19 protein-coding genes and 1 tRNA gene are annotated in these 25,770 nt (G+C 39.4%); 5 read left to right on the forward strand and 15 right to left on the reverse strand.

Translation table 11 applies throughout. The annotated features are described in order from the left end of the window. The first annotated feature begins 37 nt into the window (after nt 1-37). Nucleotides 38-1,252, forward strand: coding sequence for a glycosyltransferase (locus tag VB733_RS06040; protein ID WP_323339190.1), 1,215 nt, complete (start codon nt 38-40; stop codon nt 1,250-1,252). Between the two features lie 194 nt (nt 1,253-1,446). On the opposite strand, the gene VB733_RS06045 is transcribed toward VB733_RS06040, so the two are convergent. Continuing rightward, complete coding sequence (locus VB733_RS06045; RefSeq protein WP_323339191.1) at nt 1,447-2,235, reverse strand: WecB/TagA/CpsF family glycosyltransferase; 789 nt, start codon at nt 2,233-2,235, stop codon at nt 1,447-1,449. A gap of 1,131 nt (nt 2,236-3,366) precedes the next feature. Here VB733_RS06045 and VB733_RS06050 point away from each other — a divergent pair. Next, nucleotides 3,367-4,059 (forward strand): hypothetical protein, encoded by a 693-nt coding sequence (locus VB733_RS06050; protein WP_323339192.1) that lies wholly within the window; start codon nt 3,367-3,369, stop codon nt 4,057-4,059. An 89-nt stretch (nt 4,060-4,148) separates the two neighbouring features. Here VB733_RS06050 and VB733_RS06055 read toward each other — a convergent pair. The 4 genes from VB733_RS06055 to VB733_RS06070 form a co-directional block, all read right to left on the reverse strand. Further along, nucleotides 4,149-4,240: transfer RNA gene (locus tag VB733_RS06055), tRNA-Ser, on the reverse strand. A gap of 109 nt (nt 4,241-4,349) precedes the next feature. Then, the gene (gene crtB / locus VB733_RS06060; protein WP_323339193.1) at nt 4,350-5,282 is read right to left on the reverse strand and encodes a 15-cis-phytoene synthase CrtB; all 933 of its coding nucleotides are present in this window, start codon (nt 5,280-5,282) and stop codon (nt 4,350-4,352) included. Then, nucleotides 5,266-6,708: a 15-cis-phytoene desaturase gene (gene pds, locus VB733_RS06065; protein WP_323339194.1), complete on the reverse strand. Its 1,443-nt coding sequence runs from the start codon at nt 6,706-6,708 to the stop codon at nt 5,266-5,268. The genes crtB and pds overlap by 17 nt, the downstream gene beginning before the upstream one ends. A gap of 112 nt (nt 6,709-6,820) precedes the next feature. Then, nucleotides 6,821-7,714 (reverse strand): PhzF family phenazine biosynthesis protein, encoded by an 894-nt coding sequence (locus tag VB733_RS06070; RefSeq protein WP_323339195.1) that lies wholly within the window; start codon nt 7,712-7,714, stop codon nt 6,821-6,823. A 324-nt stretch (nt 7,715-8,038) separates the two neighbouring features. Here VB733_RS06070 and VB733_RS06075 point away from each other — a divergent pair, with 324 nt between their 5' ends. Further along, nucleotides 8,039-9,286: a septal ring lytic transglycosylase RlpA family protein gene (locus VB733_RS06075; RefSeq protein ID WP_323339196.1), complete on the forward strand. Its 1,248-nt coding sequence runs from the start codon at nt 8,039-8,041 to the stop codon at nt 9,284-9,286. A 43-nt stretch (nt 9,287-9,329) separates the two neighbouring features. On the opposite strand, the gene VB733_RS06080 is transcribed toward VB733_RS06075, so the two are convergent. The 9 genes from VB733_RS06080 to VB733_RS06120 all read right to left on the reverse strand — a co-directional run bounded on the left by VB733_RS06080 (nt 9,330) and on the right by VB733_RS06120 (nt 21,398). After that, a complete protein-coding gene (locus tag VB733_RS06080; protein ID WP_323339197.1) occupies nt 9,330-10,670 on the reverse strand; it encodes a TldD/PmbA family protein in 1,341 nt (446 codons plus the stop codon). 377 nt (nt 10,671-11,047) lie between these two features. Further along, complete coding sequence (locus VB733_RS06085) at nt 11,048-12,520, reverse strand: TldD/PmbA family protein (RefSeq protein ID WP_323339198.1); 1,473 nt, start codon at nt 12,518-12,520, stop codon at nt 11,048-11,050. Nucleotides 12,521-12,683: 163 nt separating this feature from the next. Continuing rightward, nucleotides 12,684-12,947, reverse strand: a complete 264-nt coding sequence (locus VB733_RS06090) for a MoaD/ThiS family protein (protein WP_323339199.1) — start codon at nt 12,945-12,947, stop codon at nt 12,684-12,686. A 159-nt stretch (nt 12,948-13,106) separates the two neighbouring features. Next, on the reverse strand, nt 13,107-13,757 hold the full coding sequence (locus VB733_RS06095) for a J domain-containing protein (RefSeq protein WP_323339200.1): 651 nt from the start codon (nt 13,755-13,757) through the stop codon (nt 13,107-13,109). A 549-nt stretch (nt 13,758-14,306) separates the two neighbouring features. Then, nucleotides 14,307-15,272, reverse strand: coding sequence for an ABC transporter permease (locus VB733_RS06100; RefSeq protein ID WP_323339201.1), 966 nt, complete (start codon nt 15,270-15,272; stop codon nt 14,307-14,309). A gap of 256 nt (nt 15,273-15,528) precedes the next feature. After that, nucleotides 15,529-16,617, reverse strand: a complete 1,089-nt coding sequence (locus VB733_RS06105; RefSeq protein ID WP_323339202.1) for a spermidine/putrescine ABC transporter substrate-binding protein — start codon at nt 16,615-16,617, stop codon at nt 15,529-15,531. 2 nt (nt 16,618-16,619) lie between these two features. Then, a complete protein-coding gene (locus VB733_RS06110; protein ID WP_323339203.1) occupies nt 16,620-17,747 on the reverse strand; it encodes an ABC transporter ATP-binding protein in 1,128 nt (375 codons plus the stop codon). A gap of 194 nt (nt 17,748-17,941) precedes the next feature. Then, nucleotides 17,942-18,937: a ketol-acid reductoisomerase gene (gene ilvC, locus VB733_RS06115; RefSeq protein WP_096616068.1), complete on the reverse strand. Its 996-nt coding sequence runs from the start codon at nt 18,935-18,937 to the stop codon at nt 17,942-17,944. Nucleotides 18,938-19,409: 472 nt separating this feature from the next. Beyond that, nucleotides 19,410-21,398, reverse strand: coding sequence for an AarF/ABC1/UbiB kinase family protein (locus tag VB733_RS06120; protein WP_323339204.1), 1,989 nt, complete (start codon nt 21,396-21,398; stop codon nt 19,410-19,412). Nucleotides 21,399-21,709: 311 nt separating this feature from the next. Between VB733_RS06120 and VB733_RS06125 the strand changes: the two genes are divergently transcribed. After that, on the forward strand, nt 21,710-23,017 hold the full coding sequence (locus VB733_RS06125) for an acetyl ornithine aminotransferase family protein (RefSeq protein ID WP_323339205.1): 1,308 nt from the start codon (nt 21,710-21,712) through the stop codon (nt 23,015-23,017). A 311-nt stretch (nt 23,018-23,328) separates the two neighbouring features. Next, nucleotides 23,329-24,237 carry a DUF1338 domain-containing protein gene (locus VB733_RS06130; RefSeq protein WP_323339206.1) on the forward strand — a complete coding sequence of 303 codons (909 nt, stop codon included), beginning with the start codon at nt 23,329-23,331 and terminating at the stop codon, nt 24,235-24,237. A gap of 121 nt (nt 24,238-24,358) precedes the next feature. On the opposite strand, the gene VB733_RS06135 is transcribed toward VB733_RS06130, so the two are convergent. Beyond that, nucleotides 24,359-25,099, reverse strand: a complete 741-nt coding sequence (locus tag VB733_RS06135; RefSeq protein ID WP_323339207.1) for a dienelactone hydrolase family protein — start codon at nt 25,097-25,099, stop codon at nt 24,359-24,361. Nucleotides 25,100-25,770 lie beyond the last annotated feature (671 nt).

Here is a 25,770-nt window from a genome sequence, read left to right on the forward strand (position 1 = left end):
TTTGATTACTTAAGAATATTAATTAAGGCTATTGAAAATGTCAGAAACTCATAGTCAAATGATTTTCGAGCAAAAAGTACATCAATTAATAGAAAATCAATATAGTCACAATCAGCAAACACCACGTATTTTAATTGCATCAATGCGAAAAATGCATTTGGAAGCATTTCGTTCGCCAGAATTTGAGTTTGAAGACTTAATTTGTCAACTCGATCACGTTGACATACTTTTACCTCAGTTTGATTACAGTCGTAGTCAGAAAACGAAAAAAAGATTGGCAAATTATCTGGCTCTGAAAACGAATAGAAAAGAACTTCTGAATTCTGGCTGTATTCCCACAAAAGTCTCAAAAAATTACGATTTATTCTTTTTTATCTGCCAAGGTTGTTGGGATATTACAACAATTAATTCAATTCAAGGATGGCGAAATCAATGCCAAAAATCAGTAGCTTGGGTTGATGAAATCTGGATTAAAGAACTGAGCGATCGCAAAACAAAACTCTGTGTAGAACTTCTCCAAAGTTTTGACTATATTTTCACTCCCCACAACGAGAGTGCGAAAGCAGTCGCTAATTTAACTAATCGACCTTGCTATTCACTGGCATATGGGATTGATGCCATCAAATTTTGTCCTTTTCCGAATCCTAAACCTAGAAATATTGATATTTATAGTATCGGTAGGCGATCGCCTATAGTCCACCAATCGCTACTCAAATTTGCAGAGGATAAAAACTTACTGTATTTGCACGACACCCTTAAAGGTTTGCACATGAATAACTATAAGGAACATCGTCATCTTTATAGTAATTTAATTAAGCGTAGCCGCTATTTCATTTCTAACAAAGCAAAATTTGATACACCGGAACAAACAGATGGACAAGAAGAATTAGGTTCGCGGTTTTTTGAAGGGGCTGCAAGTGGTGCAGTAATGATTGGAATTCCTCCAAAGTGCGAAACTTTTGCAACACACTTTAACTGGACTGATTCTGTAATCCCAATTTGTTACGATACCAATAATTTAGGTGAACTGATAACCGAACTTGATCAACAACCCGAAAGACTGGAGCAAATTCGTAAGCATAATGTGGTTAATTCACTTTTACGGCATGACTGGGTATACCGTTGGGAACAGATTCTGGAAACAGTGGGAATTGACCCGACACCAACAATTTTATCTAGAAAGAATCAATTACAAAATTTAGCAGAATTAGTCGGTTGTATGAAATTTTCTGCTGATTTACAATTAATTTAATATGAGTTCTATATATCTAAATTTAACCCCTTCCTGATTTGGGAAGGGGTTAAAAGTCTAATCAATTAGAAACAGAAAATCAAGCTGTTTAAGCTATCTTCTAGCGGCGGGAAAATGATTAATTTAATATCAATATCTGCTTAACTTTGTATATTTTGATAAGTCAAGTATAGAGATACTTAATATATTTTAAATTAAAATTTGTCTGCCATTTTCCAAAAGTTTCGATTTTGTTTCTTTTTCTTATGGCTATAAAAATTAAATTTTTGCTGCACAATTAGAAATAAGAAAGGAAGATTTTCCACTAAATACCTTTTCCAAAGCCGCTTTGGTTCACAATATAGTCGAAATAGCCATTCTAGACCAATTTGGCTAATCCATTTTGGCGATCGCTGCAATTTCCCGGCTTCAAAATCGATAGTTGCACCTAATGCCATAAATATTTTGATATTCGGCAATTGTTCCCTATACTTATATATCCATTTTTCTTGTTTGGGAGCGCCAACTCCAATAACTAAAACTGTCGCATCGGATTGATTAATCATATTAATGATTTGACGACATTCCTGTTCATTATTTTCAAATCCGAAACTGGGAGAATAGGAATCAACAACAATCTTCCTACCAATTTTATAATTGATTTTTTGTTGTGCCTGCCGAGCAATTCCTTCTCTTGCACCTAAGAGAAATATTTTAATATGTTCGTGATGCTTATGATAGTTACAGAAGGCTGGTAACAAATCAGAACCGGATATTTTTTCCTTGATAGGAGTACCTAAAAATTTTGCTGCATATAAGAGAATTTGACTATCACAGACTTTGTAATTGCTAATTCCATAAGCTTGGACAAAATCAGAGTCATGTTGAAGTTTCATCAAATGGTCAACATTTGGTGTAAATACTATACCAGATTCTAAATCTGCTAGAAATTCTGACTGTGACAAATTATCAATTTCTAGGTTCAGAACTTTAATTTTTTTCATAGTACAACCCTGCCAAATGATAACCTAAGTTGAAAATTTTGAAATTACCAATTAATGCAAACGGAAAAAATTGAACCATTCTTCCAAGTCTTTAATAGCTATCTTTGAACAATTCAGTGAATGTATAGAAGTTAACTTAGACAATTACTCTAATTTTGTTGATGCTGCGACAAGTATGTAAAGATACTTTGAATCCCATTTTCATAATTTCATCTTGACTGAATTCATTTGTTTGATTTTGTAGTTTTAGTACAAATCAATTAAATGCACTAACAATCCAGTCAGTTACAATTAGAAAACAATAGACAAGGTAATTGGAGAGATTGTTGGGCGATATTCTCCGTGGATATGAATATCGCGATCGCGATTTTTTCTTTACCGTCACTACATTGCCATTACTAATAGAGAAACTGTAATTTGTACCTCAACATTTTTATATCTAAATGCAAGTTATCATAATCTGCTGCCATATCATAGTAGATTCATCGACTTTTCATAAAAGATATATGATATCAAAAATCAATTACGGACGTAATGAACTGGATTGCCTATTCTTGCTATTATTTATCTAATGACTTCTACTTATAAGTATATGAAAATTAGATAAAGGTTTCATCTAATCTGCCCATTCTCACCAAGTTTAGACAGCGACTTAATAGCTGAATAATGGCTGGATAACATGTAACTATATTGTTCTTAATCTGTTTTTAACATCATCCATTAACGTAGATTTATCTTGAAATCAATTTGATAGTCCACTATTTTGATTAACCGAATATTTAGACAATTCTCCAAATGACTAGAATTCTGGAAATAAACTTAGCTATGTAACAAAAGATAAACTTCAGACTTGATTACAATAATCTTCAGAGCCAGTTCTCATCAAAATTATTGGAATAAACCGCAGATGTCGATGGCAATGCCTACTTAAAACCCATAGAACATGATTTTTGCCAACCGTTTAATCAAGTAATCATTACAAATGACAATTGTAGCTATTTATCTACGTAACTATCTAATAGCGGATGTGTAAATTGGTTTTTTGTAGTTTAATGTGAGATGTCGCTAAAAATCGATGTCCAAAAATTGAACAGATTATTTAGTGTGGCAGTATTTTTTTAAGGAGTGAATGTGAACAATATTTTTTCTCGCCATCAAATCTTGTGCTTGCTGGGGTTTGTATCTGTGGCATTTCTAGGAACCCACTCTTCAGCAGTTGCTCAAAGTGCAACTATTGCTGCTGATAATAACGCTGTGCCTGTTCCAGGAAGTGCGGCAACCACTTCTGCGGCATTTGTTGACTATGAAGCGCCTATCGTTGTTAACACAAGCAAGCAAGCGGATAGCAGTCAAATTTTATCACAACAAGTTGCTCAAGCAGATATCAATCCAGGTCGCGTGACTCGTGGTGGTTCTAGCTATGTTGGCATTGCTGGCAATATTGGACTTGGTGGTGGAGATTCAGCCTTAGGTGATGGAAACTTTGCTGTCATGAGCAAAATTGGACTGACAAGAACCATTTCGGTACGTCCATCTGCCGTATTTGGTGACAATACAGCAATTCTCATCCCTGTCACCTATGATTTTTCTGTCCAGTCAGCAGAAGATCCATTTACCGAACCATTACCATTTGCGCCCTATGTGGGAGTTGGAGCAGCAATTAAAACTGGCGATGATTCACAAATTGGTTTTTTGGTATCTGGCGGCGTTGACATACCCCTAAATCGTCAATTTACAGCCACTGCTGCGATTAATGCTGGCTTTTTTGACCAAACAGATGTTGGTTTGCTGTTAGGAGTTGGCTATAATTTCCAGGGATTCTAGTTATTAATACATAAATATGTAGAGACGAGATGTTATTTCCCGTCTCTACTGCAAAAAGCTTAATTAAAATGAAAAATTTGGATTGAAAACGGAGAGGGAGGGATTCGAACCCTCGGTACGGAGTTACCTGCCGTACAACAGATTAGCAATCTGCCGCTTTCGACCACTCAGCCACCTCTCCAGGTGTACAAATAATAAATGTATCTTACTTGTCGGTATATGTCAACTAAATTAGTTGGGAAAATTGGGAATTGGGTATTAGGTATTTTCCCTTTCCCCTTTTCCCTCGATTAAAGGACTTGCGATCGCATCCATGCAACAGGTAAGCTGCGTAGTTTTTGCCACTGGGGTACGTAGGCACGTTTAGAAAAAACGTCATAGTCGTTTCGTTCTATTTTGCCTAAGATACGGCTGTAGTGAATGGTTGCAGCCCAGACAGGCAGTCGCGCATCTGAGGATAGATAGGTGATTCCCTGTTCTGCTTGAGCATAAAATTCACGGGCACGTTCGATTTGAAAACGCATTAAGGCGCGCCAGCGATCGTCGATTACCCCCCGATGGAGGTCATCTTCACTGTAATCAAACCGTGCTAAGTCTTCTTGAGGGAGATATATTCTCCCTCTTTGAGCATCCTCACCGACATCACGGAGGATATTAGTGAGTTGATTGGCGATACCGAGTGCTACAGCTTCTTGAATGGGAATATAGGGTTGGCGGTTAATATTCCAGGGGGCTGTATTTTGTTTATTATCGACACCCATCACCGCAGTGGACATTAAGCCAACTGTGCCAGCGACACGGTAGCAGTAAAGATACAATTGGTCAAAAGTATCATAGCGGCTGCGAAATAAGTCCATCCGTTGTCCGGCAATCATGTCGCGGAACGGTTCGATGTCAATTGGGAAAGATTCAAGCGTGTCCACCAGTGCGACATCCAAATCATCCCCTGGATGACCTGCAAAAATTGATTCCAGCTGCTTTTCCCATCGGTCGAGGGTTTCGGGTGTGGTCATTGCAGCTGCTGGACCATCAACTAATTCGTCGGTACGGCGACACCAAGCATAAATCGCCCAAATTGCTCGCCGTTTTGGCGGACTCATCAACAAAGTTCCAAGATAAAAGGTCTTGGCATATTTTGCCGTGAGATGGCGACATAAATTGTAGGACTCTTCCGCAGAGACGGAGGTTTTCATGCGTGGGGGGGAATTAGGCAGTTGCAGCATTCGTTGCAGGCTGGAGTGTTGGCTTTTGCTTGGTAGAGGTTTTTGCCTCTGGGGTTGCTTGGGCGTTAATCGCCTGCGCTGTCAGTTTACCAGAAAGTACGGCACCTTCCATACTGCCTAAGAATTGTTGCATTGTGTAACTTCCGGCGAGATAGAAGTTGGAAATTGGAGTTACTTGGGAAGGACGGTATTCTTGGCAACCTGGTATTGCTTTGTAAACGGAGCGCGGCGTTTTCACAATTTTGTGCTTGAGAAGCTTTGCCGGATTATCTCCACCAAAGTGTTGGGGGAAGAGTGTTTCCAACTCTACAAGTGTTGCTGCGAGGATTTCTGCTTCCGATTTATCGATCCAGTCTTTTGCTGGTGCGAAAACTAATTCCAGCATCGATCGCTCGCTATCAGCATATTCCTTACAGGCATTGCTCATATCCGCATAGACGCTGAGAAGTTGCGATCGCGAAAACAACAAGTTGTCAATCTCTGTTAGTTTCCGATCAAACCACAGATGGATGTTAATTACTGGAACCCCCTCTAAGCCATTGAGTTTTTGGAAGAACTCATTTTCCTGCCAAGGCTGGGGTAACATCACTTTGACTACGTCCACGGGCATGGCAGAAACGTATAAGTCAGCTGTGACTATTTCATCTTCCGCCCCATTTAGTCCCCGAATCAAGAAACCTCTAACGCTGCCATCTTCGTTAAGTAAGATTTCTTTTAAAGGAGCGTTTAGCTTGACTTCGCCGCCACGTTCTGTAATGTGGTCAACTATTGGCTGACACAAACGTTCGGTGGGAGAACCATCTAAAAATGCTACCTGCGAACCATTTTTTTGCTGGAGGAATTTATTTAATGCTGTCAATAACACTAAGGCAGATATTTCATCGGGGTCGATAAAATTGAGGGATTTTGCCGCCGCAATAAATATACCCTGCTCAACATCATCGCCGACACCCTGCTGCTTTAGCCATTGGGAAAATGTCAACCTATCGGTAGAGTCAACATATTTTTGTCCTCGCAACATCGCCGGAACCAAACCTTTCGCCAACTCGATTTTTTCGCCCCAACTGAGCATATCGTTGTTGCGTAAAATCGCAACAATCCCATTTAAGGGTGCTGGTAAGTTGGGAAAATCAAATCTACTGTAGGTTCCTGGTTTTTCCGGCTGATTGAAAATCATCGTATGTTCTTTCCATTGCAGCCTTTCTTCAATTCCTAATTCTTGGAAAAGTTGCAACATATTTGGGTATGCGCCAAAGAATACATGCAATCCGGTTTCGTACCAGTCGCCATCTTCGTCTTTCCAAGCTGCTACCAAGCCACCTAATACGTCTCGGCTTTCCAAAACGATGGGACTGTAACCTAAGTCGGTCAGATATTTAGCACAGGAAAGTCCTGCTAGACCCGCTCCGGCGATCGCTACTCGCATTTACTTTACTTTCTTCAATATTTCTTAACGGTTTTGCCGTTTTCATTATACGTTGCATTCCGTTACATTTGGAATTTTGTTTTTGGTAATGGGTAAGGGAGAAACGATAATTCTAGAGAAATTCTCCTTTGGCGACCATAATTACTTTTCCCCCCACATTCACCTCAATCCCTTCACTGGCAGATGTTTGGCTGGCTTTTAAGAGTATTAGAGATGGTCTGTTGATTTCATAACCCTGTTCGACTCGCAAATTAATTTCACTTTTTCCAAAATATGAATATTCGACTAAATAACCTGCCAAGCAACCATTCGCACTACCGGTCGCTGGGTCTTCTGGAATACCTAAATAGTGGCAGAATACACGCACATTTAAATCATTCTCAGGATAGTAAGTTTCTGGGCAAAATACGAGGATAGATTTGGCTTCAGTGTATTTTATCAAGTCGTTACATTTATCAAGATTGACTTTTATCCGCTTTAATGATTCTAAGTTCTTTAAGGGCACAATTATAAAAGGTAAACCAGTGGAAACTTCTTGAATTGGATAGTTAGCATCAATTTCATCAAGCCGCAAATGTAACACTTCTGCGATCGCATCTACAGCCAATATTTTCCCGAAAGTCGGTATTTTTTGCTGCATCCATAAATATTTATTATCACTATTGCTCGCGTCTATTTTCACAGGTATTTGTCCTACCTTGAGATTTAAAATCACCTCTTCGATAGATTGATTAATAATCTCTTGCTGGAGTATATAAGCTGTACCTAAGGTGGGATGACCTGCAAAGGGTATTTCTTGAGATGGAGTAAATATTTTTACATTGTAGCCACCTGATTCTACTTGCTCCGATAGAATAAATGTCGTTTCCGAATAATTAGTTTCCCTGGCGATCGCCTGCATTTGCTCTGGCTTTAGACCTCCTGCGTTGATGAAGACAGCTAATTGATTGCCAGTATATTTAGCTTCAGCAAAGACATCAACAATGTAATATTTTACTCGTGACATTGTAGTAGTTTCAGTATTAAGACTGTTGAAATTAAAGTAATTTTTGCATATTTTGCGACTAAAAAAAATTAAATAGATAAAAAATTTAAATAGAAAAATAGCTATTTTCAGGAACAATATCTAAAAGTTTTATTTGCTAGTTTTCTAAGGACAAGATATTATGAACTCTGCTGGGGATCATCCCAAATTTTAGTGTTTGGCTAGAGTTTGACTTTGTTTATTCAGATAAAGTGTGTTCTCGTCCAAGTCCAATTTGTAATATCCTTTGTCTGGAGTGCATCTGCATCAATTTTAGGTGTGATCGCGCTAAATACTAAATATGCCATGCTAACGTTTACAACATTTTTTGCCACATCTTGGGCTAGTTTTTTATTGTCATTAACTCAAGGTTTACACCCTAGTAATCCAGTAAAGTTTTCGACTGCAAATTCCAGCTTCAAGCTGTCATCGAGTTTGGCAGAATTTGCAAATCGCTCTAGCTATTTGCGGATTTTGCCCAAGCGGCAAATGCCAAAGATTCAGGCAACAATTTTGCCAAACAGGTTTTTTGATATTGATTGGGATAGCAACGAATCAGCAGCAAAAACAACTCAAATACCCAATCAAGTACAGGAGGTGCCTACAGCCAAAAATCAATTTTGTTCGACACTTGCGAATAACTCTTCTGAATCGAAAACAACGCCAAATATAAGCTTTGTGCCATCCTCAAATTATTTATCGAGTGATGTAGAGAATAATTTTTCCCATAGTTTTTCCAATCGCATACTGCGTTCCTTACAAAACTTTTTCCGCCTTCCTAGCCCTTTCGAGTCGCGCTTTACCTCATCCCCATCACCTGTGATATTAGTCCGGCGCAACGAAACGAATTACGAAATCTGGGTGAATAAACATTTGCTGGGAACTGTACCCAAGCAATCCAAAGCCAAAGAAATTCAGCAGCGTTTAATCAGACTCCTCAAGTCTCCCAATCTCGATCCTTTGCAGCTACGTCCAAGTTTGGTTGATGGGAAACCCGCATTAATGCTAGGAAACCGCTTTCTGTTTGCAATCTCTCCAGAGATGACTCAAAATACTACTCGCAGTGGAGATTTGATTGCGATTGATTGGGTAAATAATTTACGTTCCTCTCTAAATGTTCCCACCCTGTCACTAATTGAGGGACAACTAGAAATGTACGGCTTACAAGAATCAAATCAGAAGATGGCAGGTTTGGCTTCTTGGTATGGTGATTATTTTCATGGTCGGACGACTGCCAATGGGGAGATTTACAATCAGTATGCATTGACAGTTGCTCACAAAAGTTTACCTTTTAATACCTTTTTGCAAGTGAAAAATGTCAAAAATGGCAAAGCAGTAATCGTGCGAGTGAATGATAGGGGACCATATATACCTCCCCGGAGTCTTGATTTATCACGTACTGCTGTTCGTTGCCTTGATGGTGAGATTGCTGGTGTTGTCACCTATGAAGCGAAGATTTTGCAACCAAGTCAACCACAGATGACATTGAATGCAGCATTAGCAGAAAAAGACCGTAAGAACCCCCGACAAATGGCTGTGATTTCTGATTTTTAATCAGGATAGAGACGCGATATATCGCATCTCCAGACTTGTACTTCTATTCCCCAGTAATCGAAAGTCCCTCAACCCAAACACGAGGGCACACACCACCAGGAGTTAATTCAGGTTCTGGCTCAACAAAAATTATTGATGTGAGTACCGTGAGAAAATCTCCGGCAACGGTGGCAGATTCAATACTGGTTCTCACGCCTTTATTGACAATCCAGCCATCAAATGGTAGAGAAAAAGAACCTTGTAGAGCTTTCACACCTGCGTGTAAAGCCTGTAAATCATCAATTAAAATGACATTTTCGGCGGTTTCCAAGCTAAATTCCTTCTCTGCTTTGGCACCTGCATAAACGTGATAAAAGTTGGGACTAACACTAACTTTTGCGCCAATGCTGGCATTCCCTGTCGGTTTGGCATTCATGCGTTTTGCAGTGCCGGCACTATGGAGAAAACCACTTAAAACACCATTTTCAATCAAAGGAACTCGGCGGGTTGGAGTTCCTTCACCATCAAAAGATTCTGCGCCGACATTGGCAGGGTGTAAGGCATCATCGCAGACACATAGTAAAGGCGAAGCAATTTCCTTGCCAATATCATCGGGAGTCGAAAGACTTTGTTTATCGAGAATATTTTGAGCGTTATAAAGATTAGAAAATGCAGACAACAAACTTAAAAATGCATCTGGGGAAAAAACAACTGTATATTTTCCGGTTTGCACCTTTTGATAATTCAAATGGCTAATAGTTTTATCAGCAGTTTCCTGGATACAACCATTGATATCTAAATCTTTGACACCATGACTAATTCTAAACGCACCAGCACTGCGAGGTTTTCTGCCTTCCTCCTCAGTTTTACTGTACAAATACACCGAAGCGAGGGAATGAGATTCAGTTCTTAATGCACCATCACTATTTAAATAAAAGCGATCGACATCACGCTGTGCCAAATTATTATAAGGTACACCTTTAATAGCCGGATGTGCAGCCATTAATTCCTTTTCAGCACTCAGTAAACTATTAATTAGTTCCGTAACTCCTGCCTGTTCGACTTTTTCAGTCGCTTTCACATCTAGCGGCGCGATCGCTTCGGGGCTAAAATCGGGTACATTTTCTTTGACACCAAAAAAGCTGGCTTCATATGCTGTTTTCAGTGCTAATTCTAAACCCTTGGGGTCAACATCTGTAGTGCTGGTGACACCCATTGTATTTTCTTCGTTCCAGACGCGAACCGTAACACCTGATAAATTCGAGGCTTTGACTTGTCTAGGTTCACCTTGGTCTACTTGCACACTAGTAGAATCTACAGATGAACCGTAAATATCAAATTTTTTGATACCAAGAATATTGGCGCTTGATTTCGCCGCAGATGCGATTTCTTGAATATTTGCCATCGTTCAATTATTTGATTTGAGATTTTGGATTGATATCATGTTGGGCTAATCACTTCTAACTTACATATTTAAAAACCCTTGCCCAATAAGGATTTTAGCTTTAATCAAAATGTGTTAGTTTCATTTGTTACTAGTGGCGATAGCCCCTTGTCAGGCGCTTACAATGAAAATTTCTCCGCGTCTCCGCGTCTCGAAGTCTCCATGTCAGTCTGAATAATCAGTATTCAACCAGACATGATATGACTCACTCTGATGCTCTGCATAGGGGTATATGCAGGTAAGTGATAAACCTGTTGCAGTTGAGAATTTGCGGATGTTTTCACAGCAGGCGTTCCCACACAAAGCATGGGAACAAAAGCAAAGAGACAAATATAAGACTATCTACCACCGACAGTGATGGAGTCAACTTTGATGTGGGGCTGACCAACAGTAGTATAAATGCTACCGGATACCGAGCCACAGAATCCTGGAGCTAGTGACAAATCTTGGGAACACATAGAAATTTTATTCATGATTTCCTTTGCCTCACCAATCAAAGTCGCACCTTTCAATGGTTTGGTAATTTTACCGTTTTCAATTAAATAAGCTTCATCCACACCAAAATTAAATTGTCCGGTAGCGCCGACGCTACCACCACCCATTTTTTTACAGTAAATACCCTTATCAACGGAGGCAAAGACATCATCAAGGCTATATTCACCTGTAGCAATGTAAGTATTCCGCATCCGACTCGCTGCTGCAAAGGTGAAGTTTTGACGACGACCGCTACCTGTGCGAGGATGTCCTGTACGTGCAGAACCGGCTCTATCAGCTAAAAAGTTCTTGAGAACGCCTTTTTCAATCAACAGGGTACGCTGCGCTGGCATTCCTTCGTCGTCCATATCGATAGTGCCAAAGGCATTTTCAGAACGTCCTTCATCCCAAGCTGTCAAACTTTCGTGGGCAATTTTTTCACCTTTTTTATCAATAAACGGTGTGGTATTACGTTCGATTTGGGTTGTTTCCAACAAGTGTCCACAGGCTTCGTGGAAAATTACGCCACCAAAGTGGTTTGCCATGACAATGGGATAGTTCCCAGATTCGACATAATCTGCGTAAAGCATCTTGCCAGCAGACTCAGAAATTTGTTCCGCAGATTCCTTGTAGTCCCAACTACGGAGAAAATTCGGGTCACTTGTGTTACCAGCACGTTCGGCGATCGCAGTTCGATTTGCACCATCAGCACAAAGCAAGTTAAAACCTACCGACTGGGTAAGACGAATATCACGGGCAAATGTACCATCGCTAGCAGCAACTAAAACTTCTTGCCAGTCACGGAAATAGGTAGCGCGACGGGATTGAATGTGATTCGCTGTTTTTTGTAATTTTGCTGTGCCATCAAGGAGAACTTCGCCCATTTCGCGGATGGAGCTACACAAGGGCAACCAACCATCTTTACCGCGCTTGGTGGCATAGTCGCGTAATAGTTCTAAATTAATTTCGGGAATGAAGGCATTGGGCGCAGGTAGTTGTAAACCCATAATTCCCAGGGCTTTTTCTAAAGCTGCCTTTAAACCAGCAAATGATAAATCGTTTGTTGTCACGTAGCAGTCAGCTTTACCGCGAAAAACACGCACGCCTGCACCTGTAGAAAGTCGTGGGGTGATGCTGGTGATGGTGTCGTCTTCAGCGAGGCAACTGATATAGTTAACTCGTTCGAGGAAAAACTCGATAAAGTCAGCACCTGCGGCACGTCCTAACCCTAATAAAGTCGCTAGGGGAGCTTCCCAAGTTTCGTCAAATTTTTCCTGGGTTGAGGAATATTGGAGAGTGGGGAGTTGTTTAGAGATAAGTAAAGTATCTATGAGCATGAATGCCTCGCAAGTCCAGCTGGTTTCGGGGATTGAACTGAAATCCTGGTTGCCATGAGTGTAACAAATCTGCACAATCGATAACGGCAAGTGAGGGGTAGGGGATACCGAAAGTTTGGGTTTTTAGATGAAGGATTTGAGAATTGCTCGAAAATTGCCGTTGCTACCCCCCACTCACGGGTGGAATTAGGACTACTTCATCACCATGTTGGAGAATTGTGTCGGGTTCGACGAATAATAAATTCACGCCAAAGCGAGTCACATCACGCCATTTATTAAGTTCGGGATGTTCGCTGATGAGGTATTCTTGGACTGCTTTAACTGGTGTACCATCTGGAAAGGCTAGGTTTAGTTCTGGAATTCCTCCATATGCTTCTTGATATGCAGCGAATAGTTTGACGTTAATGGTGATGAGGGAGTTGGACATAAGCGATAAAACAAATGTTCTGCTGATTACCTTAATGATGGCGATAAAAACTGAACATTTTCATAATAGCGTTGAAAAAAAAGGAACATAGCGATCGCCATGTCCCTAGATTTAGGAAATTTGAGATTTATTTGTCTTCTGGTATATCGTTAATTATTGTTAGAAAATTTGTTCGAGTTTTTGAAAGTCACGCTCCACTTCATCAACTAAAGATTTGTTGTGGGGGTCAGTTTTTAATGCTTTTTTCAGATATATGCGCGCTTTGAGCCATTGTTTTTCGGCAATTAATGCACGTCCCCAAATTTGGTAGGAAATAGCCTGCCACTGACGTATTTCTGCATCTTCTGGCAAACGCTCCGCCAGTGCTTCTGCAAGTGCGATCGCTTGGGGAAATCGCCTTTCACGCAAGAAACGCTGTAATTGTTGATACGTATTCCACTTCAGCCGCCGTTCTACTTCTAATATATTTGGTGGCTTTGGTTTAGCTTGTTCTGGTGCTGCTACTTGTTGAGTTGTAGTTTTTGTTGAGTATGTTTTTGTTTGTGTTGTTGCTTTGTGGTGAGGTGTCGCAGTTTGTCTGGGACTTGACTTGACACTTGACTGCTGAGGTGTATCTGCTGCTGGGGTGACTGCTTGCAGAAGCAACTTATACGCCTCGGTCAAGGTAATAAACTTTTCTTTAGCTTTATGGTCATTGGGGTTAATATCAGGATGATACTGCTGTGCCAATCTTCGATAAGAAGCTTTGATATCGGCAAATGAAGCACCTGACCTCAAACCCAGTACACGATAGCAATCTACAACATCCATCTTCAGCCATCACAAGCGCGAATATTGGTTTACTTTGATTAGACACCCCTTGAGGAGTATTTACAACTTAAAGCGGAATTTAAGAATTGATTCAGAAGTCCGAAGTAACAAAGACTTTATATCTGGCTGTCAAGCTGAGATGTGGCACTTTATTTACTTGCAAACTACTGCAAAGTCTAGATTCAAGTTTATGAATTGAACTTTTAATTATAAATAGCTGCAATTTACTTTTGAGTTCACGATTGACAATTTCTTCTTTCCTGAAAATTACTTTTCCGGAAATTTAACCGTTTTTCCAACCATCAGTCAGTTTCAAGTCTCTCTCACCTTGTTGCCCAGACTTTATCTAAATTACGCTACATATACTATCGCCTGAAGCTCCTATTTGCAAAGATGTTGGAGATGAATCTAGTAGTCGTTAGGTGACTTAAAGTACATTAGTGTCAGAGTATTTACGCTGTCCAGAAATGACCATATAAAAATTGATAGAAAGATTTTAGCTCAAAATCCATTATCAGGGTTAACTTTAAGCAGCAGAAGGCTGATTTTTTAGCGCTGGGGTTTTGCCTCACCAAATTTAATTAACAGCGCGATCGCAATACTAACTAGCATAATTAAAGTCATACTCAAAGCCGAACCAAATCCCCAATTTTGGGTTGCCCCTAAAAATTGGTTGTAAATTAGCCTTGCTACCGTCATGCTGGAGGTTCCACCTAATAATTCTGGGTTGACAAAATCTCCTAAGGTGGTAATGAATACCAAAAATGAACTGGCTGCAATCCCCGTAATTACTTGAGGTATGGTAGCCTTCCAAAATACTTGCAGGGGGTTTGCGCCTAAATCTGCTGCGGCTTCCAAAAGCCGTTGATCGAGTTTTTCTAAGGAAGCATATAAAATTAAAACCATGTAGGGAAGGGAGTTATAGCTCATGCCAATAAATACGGCAGAATTATGATTGAGTAAATCTAGTGTTGGTAAACCAATGCTATTGAGGATGGTATTCAACAAACCAGTCGGACGAAGAATTGTAATCCAAGCATAGGTACGCAGTAGGGAAGAAGTCCACAGAGGTAAAACAAATCCTAACAGGAATAAGTTTCGCCAGCGTTGCGGTGCTAGTTGGGCAATCCAGTAGGCGACAGGGAAAGTAATCACTAAGCAAATAGCCGTAGTTCCAATTGCCAAAAAAAGCGATCGCGTAATCACTTGTAGGTAGAGAGGATCGAGAATACGGGCATAGTTGAGAGTTAGCGATTGCCAAATAGTTTGCCAGTTCTGAGGATTAAAAAACTGGCTGTAATCGCTGATTTTTCCCGGATTGACTATTTCTCCAGGTCTAATTCCTGGTACTAAACTTAATTCAAATATGATTAGCGTTGGTAAAATTAGGAATAGTATCAACCAAACACCAGATGGAGCCAGTAGTAGTAATGGTTCTAACCATTGAACTTTTGGACGATGATATTTTTCGACTTCAGTGATTTTGTTTAATGAATTAATTTGACGATTAGACATAATTTACAATTTATAAGTAGGTCGGTGTTAAAAATTGTCGTTATAACAAGGCAGGAGGCAGAAGGGAAGAGGGCTTTAGGTAACTTTACTTTTCGTTATATACTACTCTGCGAGAAGCCGCTCCGCGTCTATGGTCTATTTGCACCGTTCTACTTAATTCATAACTTAATAATTCATAATTCATAATCTATATGTAGTAACAAACGCTATTTATCCATGATTTCAGCATCCTTATTGACTTATTTTTCCTTAAATTTTAAGCACTAGTTAACTGAGTCCAATAGCGTTCGTAAACTTCATCTGTATCGCCAAGGGGTGAAATACGTTCACATTTATTCAAGATTTCTTCATCTGGAAATAAACTAGTATTAGTTTGATATTTCTTGGGTAATAAATCAAAAGATGCCTGATTAGGAGTTGCTAAACTGAGATTGATGGTTAATTGTGCTGAGACTTCGGGTTGTAATAAATAATTGATCCAAGCATATGCACCATCGGGATTTGGAGCGGTTTTGGAAATTACTAAAGTATCAGTCCATAAAGAAGTCCCATTTTGGGGAATAATATATTTAAATTTAGGATATTCTTTCATAATCTTAATCGCGTCACCAGAGTAACACATGGCGATTAATGAATCACCTGATAAAATTTTATTTCGCCAGGCATCAGTATCAAATCCAGCCAGAGATGGTTTGAGTTCCTGTAATTTCTCATAAGCTTGTTTAATCTCACTTTCATTGGTGGAATTGTAAGAATAACCCAACATTTTTAAAACTGCTCCAAACACCTCACGAGTATCATTTAGCAAAGTCATTTTGCGGTTGAGTCGATCGCGATTTTTCCAGAGATATTCCCAATCACTAGGAGGTATTGTTAAAACTTCACTATTATAAATAAAACCCGTTGTTCCCCAAGTAAAAGGAATACTGTAGCGGTTATTTGGGTCATAGGAAGGGTTTTGAAATTGGGGAAATAAATTTTCCACCCCAACAAGGCGATCGCGTTGAATTTCGCTTAATAATCCTTTATCTATCATCTCTTGGACTTTATAGTCAGATGGATAAATAACGCTATAAGCTCCACCTCCACCTGCAAGCATTTTTGCCAGCATGATATCGTTAGATTCGTATAAATCAGCTAATAATTTAATTCCTGTTTGAGCAGTAAAAGTTTTGAGTAATTCTTTATCGTCAGTATATTGTGTCCAAGTAAATAAATATAATTGGTCACGCTGTCCTGTGATATTAGCTTGCGCTTTGACATTACCAAGTTTCCAGCCGCAGCCTGTGATTGATAAACCCGATAATGCTGCTAAATATTTCAAAAATTCTTTTCTTTTCATCATCACTAATGGCAAATAGACAAACAATCACTCTCTCCCCACCATGCATAAACTGAGGTGTTAGAGTCAGGTATAATTCCCGCAGTATTCGGCTGCATCACTGTAATGCGATCGCCTGTTTCCAGTTCAACGACGTAGTTAACGTGAGTACCCAAATACATAGCATTAATCAGTTTGCCTTCAAAAAAATTGTTTTGCACACTGGGCTGATAAAGTGACAATTGAATTTTTTCTGGACGGATACAAACTGTGACTGATTGTGATATTGCAGTCGGTGAATTTTCAGTCCGACTCACTATAATTTTTAATCCCGTTTTAGTTCTAACTTGCAAATTTTCTGCATCTATGGTGACAACCTCACCAACAAATAAATTTGTATCACCAATAAAATCGGCGACAAATGTCGTCTGAGGCTGTTCGTAAATTTCACTAGGGGAACCAATTTGTTCCACCTTACCTTTATTCATCACCGCAATGCGATCGCTCAATGACAGCGCTTCCTCTTGATCATGTGTCACCATCACAAAAGTTAACCCCAAGTCTTGATGGAGGTTCGAGAGTTCAACCTGCATTTCTTTGCGTAATTTTAAATCGAGCGCCCCTAAAGGCTCATCCAACAAGATAACCGCAGGTCGATTTACCAAAGCTCTTGCTAAAGCTACACGCTGCTGTTGCCCCCCAGAAAGCTGCGATGGAAAACGCGATCGTAATCCTTCCATCTTCACCAAAGCCAAAGCATCATTAACCCGATTTTGTATTTCCGATTTGCGTAATTTTTGTAACTTTAAGCCAAAAGCAATATTATCCCAGACACTTAAATGCTTAAATAAAGCGTAGCTTTGGAACACAGTATTAACTGGTCTTCGGTAAGGTGGAACATTCGCCATCGATTGTCCACGTATCAATAACTTCCCCGCATCTACCGTTTCAAACCCAGCAATCATCCGTAATGTCGTTGTTTTCCCACAGCCAGAAGGACCGAGAATACTAAAAAACTCCCCCTGTTTGATATCTAAATCAATTCCATGTACGGCTGGCTCTTGGTGAAAAAACTTAAACACATTTTGCAATTCCACATCTAATGGTTCTAGCGCCGCTTGATTACCCCGGTTTTGCTGTACAGCTTGAGACATAACCCTGAAATCTCAGTAAATATACGTATTTAAACAAATCGATATAGCCTATCAGGTAGACTGTGAATACTACCTTGGTTTATTGTATCCGCCAACAATAAAATATACAGAACAAAAGAACCCCACCTTGGTTTTCGCCATCAGCAAAACCGGGTAGAGTTCTAATTCAAAGTTGTAACTTTGTTTACATTAATTTAAGCTTTTTTCAACCAGCTAAACATAGCTCGTAAATCTTTACCAACTTCTTCAATTGGGTGTTCAGCTTCTTGACGACGCATCGCCGTAAACCCAGCTTTACCAGATAGGTTTTCCAAAACGAATTCCCGTGCAAACTGACCAGATTGAATTTCCGAGAGAATTTTCTTCATTTCGGCTTTCGTTTGGTCGGTGACAACACGGGGTCCACGTGTATAATCACCATATTCGGCGGTATTGGAAATGCTATCACGCATTGTCGCTAAACCACCTTCAACAACCAAGTCAACAATTAATTTGACTTCGTGCAAACATTCAAAATATGCCAATTCTGGTTGATAGCCAGCTTCAACTAGGGTTTCAAAACCAGCCTTAATTAAAGCACTTAAACCACCGCAGAGTACCGCCTGTTCGCCAAACAAGTCAGTTTCAGTTTCTTCGCGGAATGTAGTTTCCAGGACTCCGGCACGGGTTCCACCAATTCCTTTCGCATATGCCATCGCGCGATCGCGTGCTTGTCCGCTAGCATTTTGGTAAACTGCAAACAAGGCTGGTACACCCTGTCCCTGTTCATAGGTGCGACGCACCAAATGTCCAGGTCCTTTGGGTGCAATCATCACCACGTCTACGTTTGGCGGTGGTACAACTTGTCCAAAATGAATGTTAAAACCGTGGGCAAAAGCTAAAACATTACCTTCTTGAAGATTGGGTTCAATCTCATTTTTGTAAACGCTTCTTTGAACTTCATCGGGTAACAGAATCATAATGAAATCTGCTAAGGAAGCCGCATCTGCTACACTTTTGACGGTTAAACCTGCTGCTTCAGCTTTTGCTGCTGACTTACTACCTGGATATAACCCGACAATTACATTCATGCCACTATCTTTCAGGTTTAACGCATGGGCATGACCTTGCGAACCATAACCGACTATTGCGATCGTTTTCCCAGCTAAAAGGTCTAAATTTGCATCTGTGTCATAATACATCCGAGCCATAAGTCGCGTCTCCGTCAGCAAGCACCTGGTTTACTCAGATTTTTGATTTTATCCTAAATCAAGACCCTTACTATTTTTTTCCTTAATTATTTTTTCAGAAGAATGCAGGAGTCAGGAGTCAATAATTAAGAGTGATACGGAGACTTAGAGACGCGGGGACACGGAGAAATTTGAATTATAAGTGATTATCAGAACATGATATCAGTAGGGGTAATCTAAGTATCAGCATTTAAGTGTTTTTTCCTGAAATCTCACCTATTTATACATAGCTCTCACAATCTCACAACGATAAAATTGGTGTCACCACCTATAATCTGTTGCTTGTTTGTTGGGAGTTGAGATTAAAGGGTATTGCTTCTGTTCTTCAGGATTACAAGAGCGCTGATGGGAGCATAATTAGTATAATATCCCCGACTTCTTTGGGAAATCAGGGATATTTTAAACAGCCAATTTTGGATAAGGAGAGATAACTTTAATTATTAGCTAAATTTGGCTTCACTTCATCACTAGCTAATAATTGTCTTAATGCTCTGACAACAGTCTTCTGTAACAATTGCTCGGTAATTTGCTGACCTAATCTCTGTACCCCAGGATTAAAAAATATTTGCGTAATTTGGGGAATCAATTGATTGGCATCAAAACCTCGTGTTTGTTGCAGAATTTGCACAACATTCTGAATATGTTCTAATGTTTCTTGCTGTTCTAAATTGGCTGCTGCTGTTTCCTTAACTGCGGTAATTCCTACTTGTTCACGCAATAAATAAGTAAAGTTATGCAAGAAATTTTTCCGCAAACCATCGACACTTTTTAATAACTCATCAACCAACTTTTCACGAATATACTCACCGCGTTCAGATGAAAGAAAATCGATTGCTTGATTCAAAACTAAATCGAAATCATACTCTTCATTATTTCGAGCATTTTTGAGGAGGTTTTCTAAACGATTCCAGCGAAAACTGCCCTCTTTAAATAATAAATCTCGTAATGATGTTCTTAACTGCGGTGCTGGGTCGGTTAATAGCCGTTTGGCGACATAGGGATAGGCTTCACTCAAGACTTTGAAGTCAGGGTCAATGTATATTGCAATACCTTCCAGTGTTACCAAGGAACGAATAATCAACGCATAGTAAGGAGGTACGCGGAAAGGATACTCGTACATCAACTCGGAGAGGTCGTCAGTTATACTCTTGATGTTGAAATCGGCGACGCTAGCACCTTGGGCATTGGCAAAGACTTTCGCAAATGCGGGGATAATGGGTGTGAGGTCAGTATCGGGCGAGAGAAAATCTAGTTTGACATAATCGTTCGCTAAACCTTCAAAATCACGATTGACGACATGAACGATCGCCTCAATTAACCCGTAACGCTGAGGTGGTTGTACTTGGCTCATCATCCCAAAGTCAAGATATGCTAACTTTCCATCTGGGGTAGCGAGTAAGTTGCCTGGATGGGGGTCTGCGTGGAAAAATCCATGTTCGAGTAACTGCCGCAAGGAACACTGTACACCCACCTCAATCAAGTAACGTGCGTCGATGCCATCTGCTTCTAATTCTTGCGTTTGTGTGAGTTTTTTACCGTTAATCCATTCCATCGTGAGCACGCGACGGTTTGTATATTCCCAGTATATTTTCGGTACATATATGTCTTTCATATGACCGTAAAGTTGGAAGAATTTTTCGGCATTTTCACCTTCATGGATGTAATCCATTTCTTCAAAAATGCGATCGCCCAATTCGTCCAAGATACCAGCTAAGTCGCTACGCACCCTTTTGACTTTCTGTTTCGCCCACACAGCTAATTTGCGAAGAATGTATAAGTCAATGGCTATGGCTTCGCGCAAGTCGGGACGCTGAACTTTGATGGCGACTTCTTCACCGCTAAATAATTTACCTTTGTAAACCTGTCCTAAGGATGCTGCGGCGATGGGATGGGGGGAAATCTCCGCATAGATTTCTTCAGGCGTTTGTCCCAGTTCTTCTTCAATAAATTTATAGGCAGTTTCATTGGGAAATGCAGGTAATTTATCTTGTAACTGGGTTAATTCTTCTAAAAATACGGGGGGGACTAAATCTGGTCTTGTAGATAGTGCCTGACCGATTTTAATGTATGCTGGTCCCAATTTAGTCAGTAATTCTCGAAATTGGACGGCGCGACGACGATCATTTTTAACCTTGACACCTCGTTTGCCATCAAACCAGACCCCAAAGGCAAAGCTGAGTGTCGGTGCTAAAACTGTCAAAATCCGACTAAATACCTTTAAAGGTCGAGATTGATAATAGAATGCGATCGCATCCGCGTCATACTTTAATTCAAATTCTAAACTTTTGCCAGGATTTACTACAGGGGATGGCAAGTTTGACACCTCCCCTCTCAAAGCCAGCAAACTCACCTCCGTTAGTTGGCTTGGGTGACTGTCTTTTTCTAGCACTTGGGAAGTAGGAGTCATTGTTTTCGCGTTCATCTAAACTTACCACCGCATCACAAGAGTAATGTTAAGTATTGTAACAAGGAATAAATTAAGGTTTGATTAAATTAGCTAAATTAGCTAAATGAGATTAGCTCTTAATTAAGCTTAACGTGCAACTAGTGTGGTGACGTACCCGGAGAACCGAAAATTTCTTCCTAGCTAACCGATGGCAAAGGAGAAGAGGAAATAGGAAACTTCGGCTTGTAGTTATATCTATCTAAGATAAATGGTGGCATATACGACAGAATCCAACTCTGTAACCATCGTTAAATCATAGGTACAAATATTCTGAAGTAATAAAAACAATGTTAAGTATTCCCGTAAATTTACCATTACCGCGATCGCCGCGTTTGGTGACAACTTTGCCGGGAGAGCGTGCAAGAGCATTGGTAGAGCGCGATCGTGCTGTAACATCACCATCCTATACCCGTGATTATCCCTTAGTGGTGGCACGGGGTCAAGGTTGTATGCTGGAAGATGTGGATGGTAATGTTTTTCTGGATTTGACAGCAGGGATTGCGGTGACTGCAACAGGTCATTGTCACCCGGAAGTTGTGCAGGCAATTCAAGCACAATCCGCAAATCTACTGCACATGTCTGGTACTGATTTTTACTATGAGCCAATGGTGGAGTTGGCGGAAAAACTAGCAGTTAAAGCGCCATTCCCAGGGAAAGCACGTATATTTTTTAGCAACTCTGGTGCAGAATCGAATGAAGGTGCAATTAAGCTAGCAAGATATCATACCGGACGTAATTTAATTGTGGCGTTTTTGGGTGCATTCCACGGGCGCACCTACGGAGCCATGTCGTTGACGGGTTCTAAAACGGTGCAAAGGGCAAATTTTGGTTCCCTACTTCCAGGAGTGACACATATACCTTACGGTACGCACACCAGTTTGGACTATCTGGAGCAGCAGTTATTTACGACGCTGTTACCAGCGAATGAGGTGGCGGCAATTGTTGTTGAACCAATTCAAGGAGAGGGTGGTTACATCGTACCCGAAGATGGTTTTTTGCCACGTATCCGGGAGATATGTGACAAACACGGCATTTTGATGATAGTTGATGAAGTGCAATCGGGGATGGGGCGTACTGGAAAGCTGTTTGCTGTCCAACATTGGCATGTCATGCCCGATATTGTGACTACGGCAAAGGGGATTGCTAGCGGTTTACCATTAGGAGCAATTATAGCGCGATCGCACATAATGACATGGCAGCCTGGTTCCCATGCCACGACATTTGGCGGGAATCCGGTAGCTTGTGCTGCTGGGATTGCCACATTACGGTTGTTAGAAAATGGATTGATGGAAAATGCCACTCGTATGGGGGAAATTTTACAAGCTGGCTTATTTAAATTACACCAACGTTTTCCCCGACTTTCATCGCCACGGGGAAAAGGATTAATGGTAGCGGTAGACTTATTTGATGAGGTGGGAAATTTTGACAAGGAATTACGCGATCGTTTTTTACAAGCTGCTTTTTATCGTGGTTTGTTATTACTTGGTTGTGGAAAATCTGCAATTCGTTTTTGTCCACCTTTAGTTATTGATAGTGAACAAATTCAAATAGCTTTAGATATTATTGCGAAGATTTTAGCGGAAATAATCGAGTGAATAAATCAGTAGTGAGAATGCAGAATACAGCACTATCATTTGAGCGAAACACATTTAAAATCTGCTTTTGTCTCAGACTTCTATCTTTGTAATTTTTTCTGCATTCATCTACTATTTTATTCCCATGATTTACATCATTAATGGGTAATTTGGCTTCAATACAAACAAAATTTATTATCGTTCAATTAGTTTTTGCAGAAATATAATTGATATTGTTAGAAGATTATATGTAAGCCTCAGGAATAAAGACGATTATTTTTCATCATAAATATTTATGATCAACACTATTAGTAAAATCACAAAATAAAAATATGAAACCAGAAAATATTAAACTAGTTTGGAATTATCTTTGGCAAGAATATATCAATCGAGTCAGTTATGCCCGTACTTACCAAGAAATGATTATAACTGCTGGAGGAACTATTGCCAATGACCATATTGCTTTTCGTTCCCTACGCTTAGATATTAATACAAACCAAGGTCAAATTAATTTAGGAATTAAATTATTTGAACCAATCTTAAATTTCATGGGATATGAACAAGCTGGAGAATATTTTTTTCCAGATACACATTTATATGCGCGTCATTACAAACATCCAGAGCAGAAAAAATATGATTTACCCAAATTATTCATTAGTGAATTAATCATTGCAGAATTACCTGAGGAAATCGCTGCTCTAATTAGCAAAACAGTAAACGATGGGAAATTTGATTATTTGACTCAATTGTCCACATATAGTCAGCAACTAAATGATTTTGAGTTGAATATTGAACCCAAAACAATCTTTACTCGCCCTTGGCAAACTCCTTATCTTTCAGTGATTGAAAAAGTCAATCAAGTCAGTCAATATGGTGCTTGGGTATTATTACATGGATATGCAGTGAATCATTTTACAGGTTACATAAATCGTCAAAATACATCTAAATATCCAGACATTGAGATAACATCTCGTGAATTAGCTAACTTAGGCATACCAATGAAAGCCGAAATTGAAGGTAGTGTTCATGTGGGTTTGCGACAAACTGCAACCCATGCAGTTAGCGAACAAGTCACAGTCATTGATGATAAATCTGGTGAAGAAATTCAAATTCCCTGGACTTATGCCTATTACGAATTAGCTCAAAGATATATGGTAGAAATTGAGCCAGGAAAGCGAGAATTATTTGATGCATTTCTCGGTCAAAATGCACGACAATTATTTGAAATGACCAAGAAATAACTTAGGAGCAAGAATCATAAATCAAAATTCAAACTTTCATAGATTTTCAATTTCAATCCTAAATCTAATATATAGAAATCATTATGATTTCTGCATTCTTGATTCTCCTAAAATCACTAAATTAGCTACTAAAAACACGTTCAAAAAACTTTATAATCTCTAACCAAGCAGAAGTCGTAGCAGCAGAATCATACCTATAACCATCATCACGCATAAACGTATGTTCAGCAGCATATAAAAACACTTGGTGAGGTATTTTTGCCCCTTCTATTGCTTTTATGAGGATATTGCGATCGCTCTCTGGAATATGGGGGTCTAATGTACCCAAAATTAACAACATTTCCCCATTAATTTCCCCTACCCTTTGAATTGTATCGGCGACATCTTGACCTAATTTACCACTAGGAATACCCGTCGGATAACAGCAAACACTTGCTTTAATTTCCTCTTGAAACGCAGCCCGAAAAGATAAATGTCCACCAATACAAAAACCAAGAGTACCGATTTTACCAGGAGTCACCCCACTATCAGCTTTTAAAAAATTAATAACTGCACTACAATCGCGATCGTATTCAGCAACTAACGTGCGACGAGCATCATCATTACCCCGCATTCTCCCAATATTATCAGGTTCAATTATCGTGCCCACAGGCTCAATTCGATGAAAAATTTCTGGTGCAGCAACCACATACCCAAAACCAGCCAAGTAGTTAACAATCCTAATCATTGCACCACCAAGTTGATAAATATCACTGTAAAATAAAATGCCTGGATAAGTGCCTGGTGGTTTCGGAGATGCGACATAAACCCGCATTAAACTATCATCAACTCTTAAGTCAAGATTACGTTTAATTATTTGCATAAATTTTGAGATCAAGTTTTAGATTTATTTTGTAAATAATAGCTTGTAGTGATTTTAGCAATTGGATAAATTTATTAATTTATCACTCATCAACTATTACACAAAATATTTAGCAAAACTAATATTAAATATTGCTTAAATATTGCTGAGAGTTAAAATTATTTTTAATTTTATAAAAATTTATCTAAACATTAATCATTTACTAGTAAAACTACACCTAAACAGGTATTAAGAAAAACAGCACTTGTAATTACGTGGTTATAATCCAAACAAATAATGAGGGTGTAATAGGCTCTCAAAGAAAACACACTACACTTTGAGTTCTATATTTAATGAAACCTACCTACTCTTAACTTGGAGATATCGCATATGTATAAAAGGTATTTAGATAAATTTATTTGTTATTAATCCTGCGCCCTGGAAAATTAAGTAACTGGCAATAAGGAGCAAGTATAAATACTTTACTTCTTGCTGGATTTATGCCATGCATTAGAAAGTAAACGTGAAGATAAAAGAACCTATAGAGGCGATCGCATTACATCAATAAGCAAATACGATAAAATTTTTTCTCGTTATCGTCGAAATTTGCCCAAATTCTTAACCCAAGAATGCCCTGACTATGGCAATCTGGGAAACAGAACATTTAAAAATCTGATATTTTCGCTACAAAA

Origin of the sequence: Calothrix sp. UHCC 0171, from assembly GCF_034931845.1 — a bacterium.
Classification (GTDB): Bacteria; Cyanobacteriota; Cyanobacteriia; order Cyanobacteriales; family Nostocaceae; genus Brunnivagina.

Coding starts and splice junctions, on each gene's coding strand:
- VB733_RS06100 (WP_323339201.1), bottom strand. CDS start 15,272: ATGTCTAATCGTCAAATTAATTCATTAAACAAAATCACTGAAGTCGAA.
- VB733_RS06130 (WP_323339206.1), top strand. CDS start 23,329: ATGAAACCAGAAAATATTAAACTAGTTTGGAATTATCTTTGGCAAGAA.
- VB733_RS06110 (WP_323339203.1), bottom strand. CDS start 17,747: ATGTCTCAAGCTGTACAGCAAAACCGGGGTAATCAAGCGGCGCTAGAA.
- VB733_RS06090 (WP_323339199.1), bottom strand. CDS start 12,947: ATGTCCAACTCCCTCATCACCATTAACGTCAAACTATTCGCTGCATAT.
- VB733_RS06080 (WP_323339197.1), bottom strand. CDS start 10,670: ATGGCAAATATTCAAGAAATCGCATCTGCGGCGAAATCAAGCGCCAAT.
- pds (WP_323339194.1), bottom strand. CDS start 6,708: ATGCGAGTAGCGATCGCCGGAGCGGGTCTAGCAGGACTTTCCTGTGCT.
- VB733_RS06095 (WP_323339200.1), bottom strand. CDS start 13,757: ATGGATGTTGTAGATTGCTATCGTGTACTGGGTTTGAGGTCAGGTGCT.
- VB733_RS06105 (WP_323339202.1), bottom strand. CDS start 16,617: ATGATGAAAAGAAAAGAATTTTTGAAATATTTAGCAGCATTATCGGGT.
- VB733_RS06120 (WP_323339204.1), bottom strand. CDS start 21,398: ATGAACGCGAAAACAATGACTCCTACTTCCCAAGTGCTAGAAAAAGAC.
- VB733_RS06135 (WP_323339207.1), bottom strand. CDS start 25,099: ATGCAAATAATTAAACGTAATCTTGACTTAAGAGTTGATGATAGTTTA.
- crtB (WP_323339193.1), bottom strand. CDS start 5,282: ATGCTGCAACTGCCTAATTCCCCCCCACGCATGAAAACCTCCGTCTCT.
- VB733_RS06075 (WP_323339196.1), top strand. CDS start 8,039: ATGCTAACGTTTACAACATTTTTTGCCACATCTTGGGCTAGTTTTTTA.
- VB733_RS06040 (WP_323339190.1), top strand. CDS start 38: ATGTCAGAAACTCATAGTCAAATGATTTTCGAGCAAAAAGTACATCAA.
- VB733_RS06045 (WP_323339191.1), bottom strand. CDS start 2,235: ATGAAAAAAATTAAAGTTCTGAACCTAGAAATTGATAATTTGTCACAG.
- VB733_RS06070 (WP_323339195.1), bottom strand. CDS start 7,714: ATGTCACGAGTAAAATATTACATTGTTGATGTCTTTGCTGAAGCTAAA.
- ilvC (WP_096616068.1), bottom strand. CDS start 18,937: ATGGCTCGGATGTATTATGACACAGATGCAAATTTAGACCTTTTAGCT.
- VB733_RS06085 (WP_323339198.1), bottom strand. CDS start 12,520: ATGCTCATAGATACTTTACTTATCTCTAAACAACTCCCCACTCTCCAA.
- VB733_RS06125 (WP_323339205.1), top strand. CDS start 21,710: ATGTTAAGTATTCCCGTAAATTTACCATTACCGCGATCGCCGCGTTTG.